The sequence below is a fragment of the Micromonospora sp. NPDC085948 genome, from assembly GCF_040686315.1.
GTDB lineage: Bacteria > Actinomycetota > Actinomycetes > Mycobacteriales > Micromonosporaceae > Micromonospora.
This window is the reverse complement of the sequence record NZ_JBFBJW010000006.1, coordinates 334,714-347,324: the sequence shown is the minus strand read 5'-3', so window position 1 is coordinate 347,324 and position 12,611 is coordinate 334,714. Positions and strand designations below refer to the sequence as shown.

The 12,611-nt window shown below is 72.4% G+C and carries 16 protein-coding genes and 1 tRNA gene; 6 read left to right on the top strand and 11 right to left on the bottom strand.

Going from position 1 to position 12,611, the window contains the following annotated elements; translation table 11 throughout:
- Nucleotides 1-62 precede the first annotated feature (62 nt).
- The 3 genes from AB0O48_RS19075 to AB0O48_RS19065 all read right to left on the bottom strand — a co-directional run bounded on the left by AB0O48_RS19075 (nt 63) and on the right by AB0O48_RS19065 (nt 1,255).
- Nucleotides 63-218 carry a hypothetical protein gene (locus AB0O48_RS19075; RefSeq protein WP_357254526.1) on the bottom strand — a complete coding sequence of 52 codons (156 nt, stop codon included), beginning with the start codon at nt 216-218 and terminating at the stop codon, nt 63-65.
- Between the two features lie 432 nt (nt 219-650).
- Nucleotides 651-722: transfer RNA gene (locus tag AB0O48_RS19070), tRNA-Val, on the bottom strand.
- A gap of 50 nt (nt 723-772) precedes the next feature.
- A complete protein-coding gene (locus AB0O48_RS19065) occupies nt 773-1,255 on the bottom strand; it encodes a TIGR02611 family protein (RefSeq protein WP_357248003.1) in 483 nt (160 codons plus the stop codon).
- 369 nt (nt 1,256-1,624) lie between these two features.
- Here AB0O48_RS19065 and AB0O48_RS19060 point away from each other — a divergent pair, with 369 nt between their 5' ends.
- Nucleotides 1,625-2,056 carry an SsgA family sporulation/cell division regulator gene (locus AB0O48_RS19060; protein ID WP_007457244.1) on the top strand — a complete coding sequence of 144 codons (432 nt, stop codon included), beginning with the start codon at nt 1,625-1,627 and terminating at the stop codon, nt 2,054-2,056.
- Between the two features lie 114 nt (nt 2,057-2,170).
- On the opposite strand, the gene AB0O48_RS19055 is transcribed toward AB0O48_RS19060, so the two are convergent.
- Nucleotides 2,171-2,947, bottom strand: a complete 777-nt coding sequence (locus AB0O48_RS19055) for a glucose 1-dehydrogenase (protein ID WP_357248001.1) — start codon at nt 2,945-2,947, stop codon at nt 2,171-2,173.
- Nucleotides 2,948-3,150: 203 nt separating this feature from the next.
- Between AB0O48_RS19055 and AB0O48_RS19050 the strand changes: the two genes are divergently transcribed.
- Together AB0O48_RS19050 and AB0O48_RS19045 are read left to right on the top strand one after the other, a co-directional pair.
- Nucleotides 3,151-4,146 carry an AraC family transcriptional regulator gene (locus AB0O48_RS19050; protein ID WP_365067135.1) on the top strand — a complete coding sequence of 332 codons (996 nt, stop codon included), beginning with the start codon at nt 3,151-3,153 and terminating at the stop codon, nt 4,144-4,146.
- A gap of 7 nt (nt 4,147-4,153) precedes the next feature.
- Complete coding sequence (locus AB0O48_RS19045) at nt 4,154-4,609, top strand: Rrf2 family transcriptional regulator (RefSeq protein ID WP_355032917.1); 456 nt, start codon at nt 4,154-4,156, stop codon at nt 4,607-4,609.
- Between the two features lie 39 nt (nt 4,610-4,648).
- Here AB0O48_RS19045 and AB0O48_RS19040 read toward each other — a convergent pair whose 3' ends face one another.
- The 3 genes from AB0O48_RS19040 to AB0O48_RS19030 form a co-directional block, all read right to left on the bottom strand.
- Nucleotides 4,649-5,260, bottom strand: a complete 612-nt coding sequence (locus AB0O48_RS19040) for a malonic semialdehyde reductase (RefSeq protein WP_365067131.1) — start codon at nt 5,258-5,260, stop codon at nt 4,649-4,651.
- Nucleotides 5,257-5,817 carry a flavin reductase family protein gene (locus tag AB0O48_RS19035; protein ID WP_357247992.1) on the bottom strand — a complete coding sequence of 187 codons (561 nt, stop codon included), beginning with the start codon at nt 5,815-5,817 and terminating at the stop codon, nt 5,257-5,259. Before AB0O48_RS19035 ends, AB0O48_RS19040 begins: the two co-directional genes overlap by 4 nt.
- 235 nt (nt 5,818-6,052) lie before the next feature.
- On the bottom strand, nt 6,053-6,130 hold the full coding sequence (locus AB0O48_RS19030; RefSeq protein WP_350938629.1) for a putative leader peptide: 78 nt from the start codon (nt 6,128-6,130) through the stop codon (nt 6,053-6,055).
- A gap of 247 nt (nt 6,131-6,377) precedes the next feature.
- Between AB0O48_RS19030 and AB0O48_RS19025 the strand changes: the two genes are divergently transcribed.
- A complete protein-coding gene (locus AB0O48_RS19025; RefSeq protein WP_030333600.1) occupies nt 6,378-6,557 on the top strand; it encodes a DUF4236 domain-containing protein in 180 nt (59 codons plus the stop codon).
- Nucleotides 6,558-6,654: 97 nt separating this feature from the next.
- Here the strand turns inward: AB0O48_RS19025 and AB0O48_RS19020 are convergent, their stop codons facing one another.
- Together AB0O48_RS19020 and AB0O48_RS19015 are read right to left on the bottom strand one after the other, a co-directional pair.
- Nucleotides 6,655-7,527, bottom strand: a complete 873-nt coding sequence (locus AB0O48_RS19020; protein WP_365067127.1) for a hypothetical protein — start codon at nt 7,525-7,527, stop codon at nt 6,655-6,657.
- 25 nt (nt 7,528-7,552) lie between these two features.
- Complete coding sequence (locus AB0O48_RS19015; RefSeq protein WP_357247987.1) at nt 7,553-8,074, bottom strand: VOC family protein; 522 nt, start codon at nt 8,072-8,074, stop codon at nt 7,553-7,555.
- Nucleotides 8,075-8,123: 49 nt separating this feature from the next.
- Between AB0O48_RS19015 and AB0O48_RS19010 the strand changes: the two genes are divergently transcribed.
- Nucleotides 8,124-8,585 carry a MarR family transcriptional regulator gene (locus tag AB0O48_RS19010; protein WP_357248077.1) on the top strand — a complete coding sequence of 154 codons (462 nt, stop codon included), beginning with the start codon at nt 8,124-8,126 and terminating at the stop codon, nt 8,583-8,585.
- A gap of 57 nt (nt 8,586-8,642) precedes the next feature.
- A complete protein-coding gene (locus AB0O48_RS19005) occupies nt 8,643-10,325 on the top strand; it encodes a tetratricopeptide repeat protein (protein WP_365067123.1) in 1,683 nt (560 codons plus the stop codon).
- A 112-nt stretch (nt 10,326-10,437) separates the two neighbouring features.
- Here AB0O48_RS19005 and AB0O48_RS19000 read toward each other — a convergent pair whose 3' ends face one another.
- Nucleotides 10,438-11,823 carry an ATP-binding protein gene (locus AB0O48_RS19000; RefSeq protein ID WP_365067276.1) on the bottom strand — a complete coding sequence of 462 codons (1,386 nt, stop codon included), beginning with the start codon at nt 11,821-11,823 and terminating at the stop codon, nt 10,438-10,440.
- 74 nt (nt 11,824-11,897) lie between these two features.
- Entirely contained in the window at nt 11,898-12,554 is a 657-nt protein-coding gene (locus tag AB0O48_RS18995) for a response regulator transcription factor (RefSeq protein ID WP_357247983.1), read from the bottom strand.
- Nucleotides 12,555-12,611 lie beyond the last annotated feature (57 nt).

The following is a 12,611-nucleotide window of genomic DNA, read 5'->3' as shown; positions in this document are numbered from 1 at the left end:
CAAGGCCGTCGTCGCCACCGGCCATCGACGACCCGTACTGGGCAGGCCGGCGCCAGCACGAGCTACGCGTGTACGGACTGTTCACTGATCAGCCGCCCCCATGCGCGTACCCAGGCATCACCGAGCAGCATGAGCACGAGAATCCCGACGAGCACCTGGACGGCGAACCGGTTGATGGCCAGGCTCCAGACGATCTCCGCCCGCCGCCTGGACCGCACTTCCGTTTAGCGGCCGCACCTGGTGGCTTACACCACAGCACTCTTGATCCGGACAACATGGACGGTTCACGCTGTGGCGCTCTCAATCTTCGCCAACGATCAGCCGGAGCGGGCCAACTCTGGTTCGCCACGCCTTGCGCCGAGCCCGTCTCGGACCTTCGACCGGCCGATTCAGGTACCACCGCGATGCCAGGGCGCCGCAGACCGCCTGGCTGTAGGGCAGCCACGAGGCTGCTGTTGTCGGAGCCCTCATGAGACTGCCGGAGCTTGCACCGGAACGGTGACGGTCGAACGATCGGGGCATCGGACTGCCCGGTAGCCGCCGGCAGGACTACCCACCCAGAGCCGCTACTCCCAACGTAAGCCGCACATACCGCAAAGCCCGTTACCGACTATCTCGGCAACGGGCTTCTGACCTGCAAAAACTGAGAGTGGGCGATGCTGGTATCGAACCAGCGACCTCTTCGGTGTGAACGAAGCGCTCTCCCACTGAGCTAATCGCCCTCAGCGCCACTGACTCTACCCGATCGTGGAACGAGACCGGAAATCCGGGGTCAGTGCGTCGCGAGGTACTGCATCACCTTGGCAACCAGGTCGATGCCGAGGCTGAACTTGAGCGACAGCCAGACCACGGTGGCCACGAAGACCAGGCCGACGGACCCGAGGACGATTCGCACCAGCAGTGACTGTCGAGTCACCCACTGTGTCCAGCCGTAGACGTGTCGGCGGGTGAAGCCGAGCAGCCGGCGCGCCCAGTGGTATTCCACGGCCCAGATGCCCAATCCGGCGATCACCAGCAGCCAGCCGGGGCCGGGCAGGGGGATGAGAGCGATGCCGATGGTCACCACGATCGCTCCCGCGATCGCAATGAAGATCTTGAGGGCGATCCGGCCGGTGGGGTTGGCCCGGATGAGGTCGAGTGTCAGCGCGATCCGTTCCCGCCAGCGGGGGCGGCGCGGCGGTTCCCCGACGACGAGGACGCCGCCGGGACGATCGGCGCCGGACGTTGGCCGATCGGCGCGTTCGGGCTGCTCCATCGGTGTTCCGTACCCCCGCTTTTCGGCTGCTCGGACCGCGACCTTCGGCGGGCTGGGCGCCGCGGGCCGATCCACTGAGGATTTCTTCGCCACCATTTCACCCCCCAGTGTCGCTCAGGCCCGTCACTGCAACGGCCGACTGGACGTTACCGGAGTAAGTCGACGACTGAACCACCCGATGCCGGGCGGGATCACGCACTGGGCAGAACCGGAAATCCTACATGAATGCTCACATTCACGCGGTCTTTCCGTCCCCCTTCCCACCACTGGGTGAAGTCAGCGTATGGCGGAGCGTAGCCAGGAGTAGCACCTGAGTATGGGAAAAGCGGGACACGCGCGTTCCGCAGCGGTGCCGGGGGGAGAACGTCCATGAGTGTCATCCGACCGACGACCGTAGAGGTCGAGACGTCGCTAAGGCTCGTCGCACCTGACGCCACCGCCTTGCCGGTGCGTGCCAGTCTGCGTTACGACCCTGCTGACCCGTATGCGGTCCATGTCCTGTTCCATGCCGAATCGGCAGGGGGCGAGGCGGTGAGTTGGTCGTTCGCTCGCGAACTTCTGGTCACCGGCCTGGACGAGCCGGCCGGCATCGGTGATGTTCGGGTCTGGCCCTGGGCCACACCGCGCGGCGACTTCGTCGCGCTGGCCCTCTCGTCACCGGACGGCAACGCCCTCTTCGAGGTGCCGCGCAGCGTTCTGGTGCGTTTCCTTCGACGGACGTACGTCGTCGTCCCGCGCGGCCGCGAAGCCGAGCACCTGGACGTCGACACCGCGGTGAACCGGCTGCTCGCCGGTCGCTGAGCACCGCCTGAACGGGCAACACCGGCCATACCGGGGCCGCGCGGATCTGCCGAGTCCGCGCGGCCCCGGCACACCCGGGGGTACGCGGGCAGCCCGACCCGGGGTGGCCGGTGCTCAGCCGTGGGTGGTGATGCCGCCGTCGACGGGGATGACCGCCCCGGTGAGGTAGGCGCCCGCCCGCGACGACAGGTAGATGGCTGTGCCGGCCATGTCCTCGGGGCGTCCGATGCGGCCCAGCGGCACCTGCTGCTCGATGGCGGCCCGGCTGGCGGGGTCCTCCAGCGCGAAGGCCATCATCTTGCTCTCGAACGGGCCAGGCGCGATCGCGTTGACGGTGATCTGCTCGGCGGCGAGTTGGTGGGCCAGGCTGCGGGTGAGCATGTGCACGGCCGCCTTGGTGGCCGAGTACGCGTACACCTCCATCCACGGCACCCGGATGCCGTCGATCGACCCGATGTTGATCACGCGGGCCGGGTCGTCGGCGCTGGCGGCGGCGCGTAGCGCCGGCAGCAGCGCGGTGGTGAGCCGGAAGACGGCCTTGACGTTGACGGCCCAGAGCTTGTCGAACGCGGCCTCCGGGTAGGTTTCCAGCGGTGCGCCCCAGGTCGCGCCAGCGTTGTTGACGAGCACGTCGAGACGGCCGAAGCGCTCACGTACGGCGGCGGCCAGCGCCTCGGCACCGGCGTCGTCGCCGAGATCGGCGGGGATGGCGTCGCACCGGCCCTCGGCGGAGAGTTCCTTGGCGACCGCCTCGCAGACGTCGGCCTTCCGGGACGAGATGATCACGTGTGCGCCGGCCCGCACGAAGCCCTGGGCGATCATCAGACCGATCCCCCGCGACCCGCCGGTGACCAGGACCGTCTTACCTTCGACCGAGAACAGCTGCGTCATGCCCATCCCATCGCGAGTCGGCGGGTCCGCCGACCGGTCTGGCGGCCGGCGGAGCGCCGGGCGGACCGCGGACCGGACGGCACTACCGCCGGGTAACGTAGCCCGGCCGCCGGGACGGCGACAAGCCCCGCGGGCGGCGCCGATTCTCCGACCCACGTCGATTGGGATGCGGTGACCTGCGGTTCGGACTACCGTCGCAGGCGATGGTCTTCACCGGTCCCTCCCCCGCGCCACCGATCGGTTCGGCTCCACCCGTACCCGACGAGATCGCCACGTTCGCGCTGGCCGCCCTTGCCGGTGACCCGGGCTGGCGTCGGCCGGTGATCGTCAAGCAGGAGTTGCTGATCCTCACCACGCGTGGGCACGGCGACGCGGAACTCGACTTCCACCTCCTGCCGTGCCGGCCCGGCACACTGCTGCGGGTCCGCGCCGGCCAGGCGCTGCGCTGCGCCGGCCCGCAGTTCGACGCCACGGTGGTCTCCTGGGACCCCGAGGCGCTGCGCGGCTTCGACGTCGACCCGGACGCGCCGGTCACCTGGCGGCAGCTGGCCGGCGAGGACGAGGACGCGGTGATCACCGAGGTGAGCCAGTTGGCGGTGGACTGCCAGCGGCACCCCGACGACCGCACCGCCCGCGCGCTGCTCCGCCACCAACTGGCCGTGCTGCTGCTGCGACTCACCCTGGCCGGTGCCGACCGCCCGACCCCCCGGCCCGAGGATGAGACGTTCCACCGGTTCCGCCAGGAGGTGGAGCACCGCTACCCGCACACCCGACGGGTGGAGGACTATGCCGCCGATCTCCGCTGCTCGGTGCGTACCCTGACCCGGGCGTGCCTGGCCGTCACCGGCCGCAGCGCCAAGCAGGTCATCGACGAGCGGGTCGCCTTGCAGGCCGGGCGGCTGCTCGCCGCGACCGACCAGCCGATCGCCCAGATCGGCCGGCAGCTCGGCTTCTCCGAGCCGACGAACTTCGGCCGCTTCTTCACCCGGGAGGTCGGGGTCAGCCCCGGCGCGTTCCGGGCCGCCCGCGACCACCGGGCGACCGGCCGGGTGGTCCGGCCTCGACCGCCCGTCGAGCCGACGGGCGCCAACGTTGGTGGCAGATTCCGCGCCGGCGCGCTCGGCGAAGCGGCCAACGGCGGCCACGCCGGGCCGTCCGGGTCGCCCACCGGACCGGCCCGCGGCACCGGCCGGGCATGATGACAGGGTGCAGATCTCCGCGCGCGGCGACTACGCGGTACGGGCGGCACTGAGCCTCGCCACCGCGTACCCCTCGCTGCTGTCCACCCAGGCCATCGCCGGGGAGCAGGACATGCCCCGCAAGTTCCTGGAGGCGGTCCTGGCGGATCTGCGCCGGGCCGGCATCGTCCGCGCCCAGCGCGGTGCCGAGGGCGGCTACACACTGGCCCGTCCGCCGCGCGAGGTGACCGTCGGCGCGGTGCTGCGGGCGGTGGACGGCCCGCTGGCCGGGGTGCGCGGCCTGCGCCCCGAGGAGACCCGGTACGAGGGCGCGGCGGAGAACCTGCCCGGCCTGTGGGTGGCGGTGCGGGCGGCAGTCCGGCGCGTGGTCGACGAGGTGAGCCTCGCCGAGATCGTCAGTGGTCGACTGCCCGCCCACGTGCGCAAGCTCACCGCACTGCCCGACGCGTGGGAGCCACGCTGATCAACCCGCGCCTGGGAGCCACGCTGATCCACTGGCGTGTCAGAGCGTCTGGACCACGTCCTCGGTGGGCAGCCGGGGCAGCCGATCCTGCCAGGAGCCCGAGCCGGGACGGCCCACGTTCATGACCAGCAGCGCCTCGTGCCGCCCGTCGGGAAAGAACTCGCGGGTCACGCCCGCCGCGTCGAACCCGGCCATCGGACCGGCGGCGAGCCCCGCCGCGCGTACGCCCACCAGCAGGTAGCCGATCTGCAGGGTCGCACTGAACCGGGCCTGCTCGACCCGCGTCGCCCGATCGGCGAGCCAGTCGCGGGCCTGTGGGCGGTGCGGGTACAGCTCGGGCAGCCGCTCGTGGAAGTCCACGTCGGCGGCGAGCACCGCCACCAGCGGAGCGCTGGCGGTCTTCGCCCGGTTGCTCGACGACAGGTGGGGCAGCAGTCGCGCCCGGGCCGCCGCGCTGCGCAGTAACAGCACCCGCAGCGGTTGACCGTTGTACGCGGTCGGCCCGTACCGGATCAGGTCGTGGATCGCCGCGACCTGGGCGTCGGTGACCGGCTCGTCGGTGAACGTGTTGGCGGTGCGGGCCGCCCGGAACAGCAGGTCCTGGGCGGCCCGGTCCAACGCGAGCAGGTCCGGTGAGGTCGTTGCCCTCACCGGGGCACCGGCGCGGTGTAGCCGCCGCGGTGGTGCACCAGTGGCGTGCCGTCGCCGCCGTCGCCCAGCGCCAGGGGCTCGGCGATGACGAGCGTGTGGTCGCCGGCGGGCACCCGGTGCACCACCCGGCAGAACAGTCGGGCCAGCACGCCGGTCAGCAGCGGCACCCCGAATGGTCCAGGCGTCCAGTCCGGGTACGCGGCGAACCGGTCGATGCCACTGGTGGCGAAGATCGTCGCGGCGTCCCGCTGCCCCGCGGTCAGCAGGTGTACCGCGACGTGCTCGGCGCGGGCCAGCACCGGCCAGCTCGACGACGCCGTCCCGAGGCAGAACGAGACGAGCGGAGGGTCCAGCGACACCGACGTGAACGAGGTGGCGGTGAAACCGGCCCGGATCGCCGCGCCGATCCCACCCCGGCGGGCGGGGTCGGTGGCGCGGGCGACAGCGGTGACCACTGTGACACTGGTGGCCTGTCGACGCAGCAGGGCACGGAACAGGTCCGAACTCACCGGTCGCAGCTCGGCCGCGTCCACCTGTGGACGCTCCACGGTGGTCATGCCGACACCTGGGCCGGCGCCGGGTTCGCGAGGGTCTGTCGGGGAGCGCCGGAGCAGCGGCGCGCGGCGGTGATCGGGGCGTCGGCGAAACGAGGTGGGGACATGCGCAGTCTCCTGATCTGTCCACGGTGGGAGGCGGGGACGCTCGGAGGGGGTGGGGAGGCACGCTGCTCCGCGTTGAGCGGGCCGGCGGTGTGAGTGTGACGCTGGAGCCGAGCCGGGTGGACCGGTCAGCTCAACAGAGCGCGCTCGCGTGCCGGACCAGGTCGACGTGCACACGAGCGGTGAGGTGAAGCTCATCCCGCTGCGACATGACCTCATGTTGCCGGGACGGGATCGGCCGGTCAACGGTCTTCCAGAAGGTGAGAATTGCACCGTAGCCGATGCAACAAAGCGCCCCTAGCAGTGCCTACCGTGGCAGAACACCTATCTGTTGAATAGAGATTGGCGGTGCACGACCGGCACTGTCCAGGACGGACGGCGAGAGGGTTTCAAAAGTTGTCGGTTCGGGCATGTTCGATCTCGACACGGCAGGGAACGGTGACGAGGGGAGACCTCCGATGGGCCTCATGTTTCGCAAGCGCAAGAAGTACGGTCCGATCATCCTGAACTTCACCGAGAACGGCTTCTCCTCGTGGAGCATCAAGATCGGGCGCTGGTCCTGGAACTCCAAGGCCCGTGCGCACCGGGTCGACCTGCCGGGTCCGCTGTCCTGGAAGCAGGACAAGTCCCGGTCGTAGCCTCCCGGGAGTCGAGCGGGGTGCCGGTGATTCACCGGCACCCCGCTCGGCGTCTGCGGGCTCCCAACTCCCGGCCCGGGGGCGGGGACGGGCCTGGTCAGCTCGGCGTTATCAGCTCGTCACCGGCGAGCTTGCCGGCCTCGCGGTCGCGTCGCACGTCGCCCGCGTCGAGCAGGTCGGCCAGCGCCCGGTTGGCGTCGGCGGCACGGTAGACGGTCGCGGTGAGGGTGTGCCGACGCAGCTCGGTGACCGACCGTGGTCCGCCCCGCCGCAGCTCCGCCAGCAGCTCGCGGGCCAGCGGTTCGAGGTCGGGATCGCCGGCCACGTCGACCGTCGCGCCGGCCGGGTCGCGGTAGCGCACGCCGAGGTCCGCGCCGACCGCCCAGAGCGCGTCGCGGACCGCCTCCAGACTCCGGTCCGAGCGACTGCCGAACGCGATCACGCCGGCGGCCTCGCCATCCGGCAGCACCGGCGCCAACTCGGCGACCAGGGGAAAGCCGACCGCGACGAGCGCGTGACGGGCACTGCTGCCCGCGTGCAGCAGCACCTCCCCGGTACGGCCGTTCGCGGCGGCGGTGAGCAGGTCCCGGCTCACCTCGCCGGGCACGTCCACGAAGGAGAACAGCGGCGAGCCGGCCGCGCCGGCCGCCTTCAGGGCGACCGGCAGCCGGTCCGGGGCGCCGGGCAGCAGGTGCACGGTGACCTCGGCGGGCAACTCCGCCTCGACCGGGCCGAGGCGGGCCGGCAGGTCGGGTGCGCCGTCGGCCAGCACCAGCACCGTCACCTGCCGCCCGCGCAGCTGGTCGGCGTGCGCGGCGACCAGCTGCAGCGCGGCCACCGCGCCGCCCGCGTCGGTGCCGGCGAGCGCCACGGTGGCCCGCCGGGAGCGGTGCAGGGCGGTGGGCAGCCAGGTGGTCAGCTGGCGGACCAGCAGCGCGCGGAGGAAATCGGTGGTCCGGTCGGTCGACATCGGTCCGTTCTACCGTACGGCCTGGTCAGGCCGGCACGGAGATCCCCACCCCGCCCCGGGTCTGCCCGCCGTAGCGCTGCCGCTCGGCGTCCAGGTCGAGCCGACCGATCTGCTTGCGGGCGGTCAGCGCGGCGTCGTCGAGCAGGTTGGCGGGGACCAGCCAGACGATCTCGAACTCCAGGCCGTCCGGGTCCTGCCCGTAGAGGCTCTTGGTCGTGCCGTGGTCGGAGGTGCCGACCAGCGCACCCGCGGCGGCGAGCCGCTCGGCGGTGACGGCCAACTCGTCGAGGGTGTCCACCTCCCAGGCGAGGTGGTAGAGGCCGACGGTGGCCCGGCCTGCGGTCGACCGTCCAGCTCCGGCACCGATCTCGAACAGGCCGAGGTCGTGGTCGTTCGTGGAGTCGGGGGCCTGGAGGAAGGTGGCGCCCCGGAAGCCGTCCGGGGTCATCGCCACCGCACGGAAGCCCAGCACGTCCCGGTAGAACGCGACGCTGCGGGCGAGGTCACTGACGTAGAGGACCGCGTGGTTGAGCCGGTGGATACCCATGCCCCCAGGCTAGCGCGGTTTGGTTGAACGTTCAACCACCTGAGCTATGATGGCCGTCATGACCCGCTGGCTGGACCCCGACGAACAGCGCACGTGGCGCGCGTACCTCGCCGCGTCCCGGATGCTGATGGACACCCTCGACCGCGAGCTGCAGCGCGAGGCGGGCATGCCGCACGCGTACTACGAGATCCTGGTCCGGCTCTCCGAGGCCCCCGGCCGCCAACTACGGATGAGCGACCTGGCCGAGGCCGCGGGGTCGTCGCGCAGCCGGCTCTCGCACGCGGTGGCCCGGCTGGAGGCGGCCGGATGGGTGCGTCGCGAGGACTGCCCCACCGACCGGCGTGGGCAGGTCGCGCTGCTCACCGACGTGGGTTTCGCGACCCTCGCGGCCGCCGCGCCCGGCCACGTCGAGGGGGTACGCCGACACCTGTTCGACGCGTTGAGCCCCGCCCAGGTCGACCAGTTGCGCCGAATCAGCGAAACCCTGGCCGACCACCTGAGGAGATCCTGACCAATCGACACCGGCGCGGGTCTTGTACTTACCGTCGTCGAATGAGCACGATGGGGCGTGTCTTCCGGCTTCGGCGAACTGACTGACCAGGCGCACCACCTCGTGTCGGCCGGCGATCTGGCCGGCGCGCAGCAACTGCTCGCCGACGCGCTCACCGACGCCGACCCCCGCCCGGCCAACGCCACCGGAGAGTTGGCCGAGGCGGCCAGCCTCCAGGCGAGGGTGTTGGTCGCACTCGGTGAGCCGCACTCGGCCCGAGGATGGGCCGCCTTCGCGTACGCGGCCACCACCCGGCTGCACGGCCGTTCCGACCCGCGCACGGTGGCCGCCGCGGCGACCCTGGCCGCGGTGTTGCACCGGGTCGGCAGCCACTCCCGGGCCGCGCGGCTCTACCAGGAAGTGATCATCGAGCTGACCGCGCAGGACGGCCCCGAGTCGCTGCGGGTGCTCGCCGCACACGCCGACCTGGCCACCGTCGAGTACGCCCGGGGTCAGTGCACGCTCGCCCGGGACCGGCTCCAGGACGCCTGGGAGCTGCACCGGGAGATCTACGGCGACGGGCACCCCAGCGGCATCAAGATGCTGGCGCGGCTCGGGGCGATGCAGCGCGACTGCGGGCAGTTCACCGAGGCGCACGACAACCTGGCGCTGGCCCGCGAGCTGTGCCGGCAGCACCTGCCCGCCGACGATCCGCTGGCCGCACAGGTGGCGGCCCTGGCCCGAGCGGCGGCCAATCCCGACCACGCCTGCGCCGACAACCCGCCCACCGCCCGGGACACGCCTGTGGTGCCGGCCGCCCGCGTCCCACCGCACGACGACGACCCGATCGAGCCCGACCACCAGCCACCGGCCCCCCACCAGGGCGGGTCGACGGCCGGCGGCACGGTTCCGAATCCGCGAACACCCGCCGACGAGCCGGTCGGGTCGACGGGCACCAGGTGGCCACCCGAGACGGCGGACGAACCCTCGTCCCACCACGCCGACCCACCGGTGCCCCCGTCGGTGATCGGGCTGGCCGGCGGCGCCGAGGAGCAGCCCGGGGTGTACCGGCTGCACCGCCCCGCCACGCCGTCCGACCCGTACACGCCGTCCGACCCGTACACGCCGTCCGACCCGTACACGCCGTCCGACCCGTACATGCCGTCCGACCCGAACGCTGCGGCCGACCCGTACACGCCGGCTGACCCGTACGCGCCGGTTGAGCCCTACACGCCGTCGCGTCTGCTGCCGGTCCCCGTACACCGGGCACCGGCGGCACAGCGCAACCGGCTGGTGCCGGTGCTGGTGGCCGGCGTGGTCGTGGTGCTGCTCGGCGCGGCCGCGGTGATCGCCGGGGTGGCCGGGGTCGACGGCGACGACGAGCCGACTCCGCCGCCGGCGAGCAGCTCCCCCACCGCCAGCGCGCCCGCCGCCCCCGCGCCCAGCTCGGGCAGTGCCGCGCCCACGCCGGCTGACGCCGGGGCGCCGCCCGGCAGTCCGCCCGGCGCGGTGAGCCTGCGCGACACCCGGGACAGCATCGCGCTGAACTGGACCTACCCGGCCGGCAGCGAGGGTCCGGTGGTCATCGCGGGTGGCCGTACCGGTCAGGACCGCAACGTCTTCGCGACCCTGCCCGCGGGCACCACCAGCTACGTCATCTACGCGCTCAACCGCACCAACGACTACTGCTTCACCGTCGCCGTGGTCTGGTCCACCGACACCGTCGCCAACTCCGAGCAGGTCTGCACCCGCCGCCGCTGACCTGACAGGCTGACGGACCGTGACCGCTGGCCTGGCGATTCAGATGTGACAGCGCGTCACAAAGGCCACGCCGACGGCATGCCGAAGTGGGTGAGCGGGGGCACCAGCGCCATCACGGTGCGTCAACCATGTGCCCCGGAGACGCCTCGGCCGGTGCTGCCGGCAGCAGCAGGCACACCCGGAGCCCGTGCTGCTCCGGGGCGTCGGTGAGGGTGATGCTGCCGCCGGCACGTCGTACCAACTCCCGGACGATGGCCAGCCCCAGGCCGGCGCCGCCGTCGTCGCGGGCGCGGCCGTCGTCCAGGCGGGTGAACCGGTCGAACACCCGCTCCCGATCGGCCGCCGGGATCCCCGGGCCGTCGTCGGTCACCGTCACCAGGTGGTACGCCCCAACGCCGGGCCCGACCGTCGGCCGCGCCGCCGACGCCTCGGCGGCGAGCACCACCTCGCCGGCCGCGTGCCGTACCGCGTTGTCGACCAGGTTGGCCAGCACGCGCCGTAACTCGTCGGCGTTGCCGATCGTCCACAGCGGGCCCGGCGGCATGGCCACCCGCACCGGCGACGCCGGGTAGCGGGCGGCGACCTCGGTCAGCAGCCCGCCCAACTCCACCGCGCCGGTCCCCCGAGCCGGCGGAGCCTCGTCCAGGCGGGCCAGCAGCAGGAGGTCGTCGACCAGCCGGCTCAGCCGGTCGGTGTCGGCCAGCAGGTTGGCGGTCACCGCCGTCCAGTCCGTGCGATCGGCGAGGCGCTGCGCCACCTCCAGCTCGGTCCGGATGTTTGTCAACGGGCTGCGCAGCTCGTGCGCGGCATCGGAGACGAACGCCCGTTGACGTGCTCGGCCGGACTCCAGCCGGTCCAGCATGCCGTTGAGGGTGACCGCCAGCCGGTGGATCTCGTCGGCCGACGCGGGCACCGGCAACCGACCGGTACCGGCCCGCCCGGTGATCTCCTCGGCGCCCCGACGTAACGCCTCGACCGGCCGCAGCGTCGCGCCCACCACCCGCCACGCCACGCCGGCCAGCACGGCCACCAGTAGCGGGAAGGCCACCAGGAGGATGACCCGGACCACGTGGGTGCTCTGCCGCACGTCGGCCATCGAGCGGGCGACCAGGACGGTGAGCGGATCGTCCGCCGTGCCGGCCGGCACGGTCACCACCCGCACCGGGCCGGCGAGCCCGACCCGCTCCGCCGGCACGTCCAACTGCTGCCGACGGTCCCGGTGCAGCCGCTCCGGGCGGACCATCGGGACGAGCCGGTCGGCGTCGATCGAGGCCGCCCTGATCCGTCCCTGCCCGTCGACGACCTGGACGCGGACCTGCCCACCGGCCACCGGCAGCGGGTCGGGCAGCACGTCCTCGGCGGCGAGCAGGGCGACCGCGTCGGCGGTCCGGAATGCCTCGGTGTCGACGTTTCGCTGGAGCACGAAGCGCAGCGCGCCGAGCAGCACCACCCCACCCAGGGCCAGCCCGATGGTGAGGCCGAACACTCCGATCGCCAGGAGCCGCCCCCGCAGCCCCAGCACCGGCAGCCAGCCGCCCCATGCGCGACGGGCCGGCGCTGGCCCGCCCGTGGTCACGTCGCCAGCCGGTAACCGACGCCCCGGACCGTCTCCAACCGGTCCCGGCCGAGCTTGCGGCGCAGGTAGCCGACGTACACCTCGACGATGTTCGGCGCGGTCTCCAGGCTCGCGTTCCAGACGTGGTCCAGCAGTTCGATCTTGGAGATCACCTGACCGGGCCGGCGCATCAGGTAGTTCAGCAGCGCGAACTCCCGTGCGGTGAGCGTCACCTCGGCGTCGGCGCGGGTCACCCGTCGGCGGGCCGGGTCCAGTCGCAGGTCACCGACGGCCAACACCGCCGGGCGTTCCGGCGCGCCCCGACGCAGCAGCGCCCGCAGCCGGGCCAGCAACACCACGTACGAGAAGGGCTTGGTCAGGTAGTCGTCCGCGCCGCAGTCGAGGCCATCGGCCTGGTCGTACTCGCCGTCCTTGGCGGAGAGCATCAGCACCGGCAACCAGTGCTGCTCCGCTCGCAGTGTGCGGACCAGCTCGTAGCCGGAGAGGCCGGGCAGCATCACGTCCAGGATCATCGCGTCGTACCCGCCGTGCCGGGCCGCGTCCAGGCCGGCCGGGCCGGTCCGCGCCACGTCCACCGCGAACCCCTCGGCCCGCAGGCCGCGTTGTAGGGCATCCGCCAACCGGGCCTCGTCCTCCACCACCAGCAACCGCACGGTTCAAGGGTGCCACCCGGGTCAACAGGTGCCGACTCGGCGTCCTCAGCACGTTCT